Raw genomic sequence first — 1,289 nt, 5'->3', positions numbered from 1 at the left:
CCACCCGCTCGTTCTGGCGCTTGAGCGTCTTCTCGGCGCTGGTCAGGGCGGCCTGGGCGCGCAGCGCGGCCTCTCCCGCCTCGTCGATGGCGGCGAGCAGCTCGGCTTCCGCCTGGGCGTAGGGCGGCGCGTCGATCGCCAGGGTATCGAGGGCGATACCGAACAGATCGTCGCTGCCGGGTTCGACGCGGGTGGGCGACAGATCACGCCTTTCCAGCAGCGCCGGGGCGATCACCTTGCCCAGGCGCTGCTCCCAGCCCGGGGCGTGGTAGCGCAGAAAGTGGCGAAGCGTCCCTTGGGCCGGGTCGCGCTGGCGCTCTAGCTCGCGGCACTGCTCCTGGGCCTGCTGCTCTGCCTGGCGCGCTTCGCGGTGGGCCTGATCGGCGGCGTCGCGCTCGCGCTTGAGATCACTTAGTTCCTGGCGCAGGCTCTCCTGCTGGCTGGCGGCGGCGTTGCGCTCGGCCTGGACACGGTCGACGCGGCCTTGGGCCAGGGCGGCTTCCTCGCTCTCCTCGGCGGTGGGGCCGCCGTGGTCGAGCGCGGCCTTGAGCACCGCCAGCCGCTCGGCGGCGTGGGTCAGCCGCCCCTGGCAGGTGGCTTCCAGCGCCTGGCGTTCGCGCTGGAAGCGCTCGTCACGCTGCTGTTTGGCTTCCCAGTGGCGTTCGCGCTGGGTGGCCTTTTCATCGCTCAGCGCATCGATCAGCGCCTGGGTCTCTTCGCTCTGCCGGGCCAGGGTGTCGCCCAGCTCGCGCAGGCGCTCCTCCTTCTGCGCCTGGCTCGCCTGCACCATCTCCTGCAGGCCACGCAGGTGTTCCTTGTACTGCTCGTAACGCTCACGGGCCTGGGGAAGTGCGGTGAGCGCCTCCTCGAGCGCCGGCATGTCGGCGGCATCAAAAGCCTCGAACTGCTGCTGCAGGTCGTCGAGCTCGCGCTGGGTCTGCTTGAGGGCGCTGTCGGCTTCGCTGAAGCGGTCGTTGAGGGCATCCCGGGTCGTCTCGAAGCGGTGGCGCTCGGTGTCGAAGTCGCGCTGGCGTTCGCTGCGCGTCTGTTCGGCCTCCGCCAGGGTGCGCTCGGCGCGGTGCTGGTCCGCCGCCAGCTGGGGCTTGAGCTGCCACAGGGTGGTGTCGAGGTGGGCAAGCTCGCTCTCGATGCCCTGAAGGCGGGCAAGGGCGCGCTGCAGTGGCGCCAGGCGCATCGACTGGCGCATCTGGTCAATCCACTCCCGCGCCTTGGCGCCGCGGATGCGGGTCACCGGCAGCTCCACGCCATCCTCTTCGAAGATCGCCGCC

The 1,289-nt window shown here is 70.9% G+C and carries 1 protein-coding gene; it reads right to left on the bottom strand.

Annotated features, from left to right (window positions below; all coding sequences use genetic code 11):
- The coding region (locus BIS11_RS17820; protein ID WP_253586759.1) for an ATP-binding protein at positions 1-1,289 on the bottom strand (1,289 nt) is incomplete at both ends.

It is taken from the genome of Halomonas sp. 707D4, assembly GCF_024158685.1.
Lineage (GTDB): Bacteria > Pseudomonadota > Gammaproteobacteria > Pseudomonadales > Halomonadaceae > Vreelandella.
The sequence above is the reverse complement of the archived record's forward strand: the minus strand, read 5'-3'. Positions and strand labels throughout refer to the sequence as shown.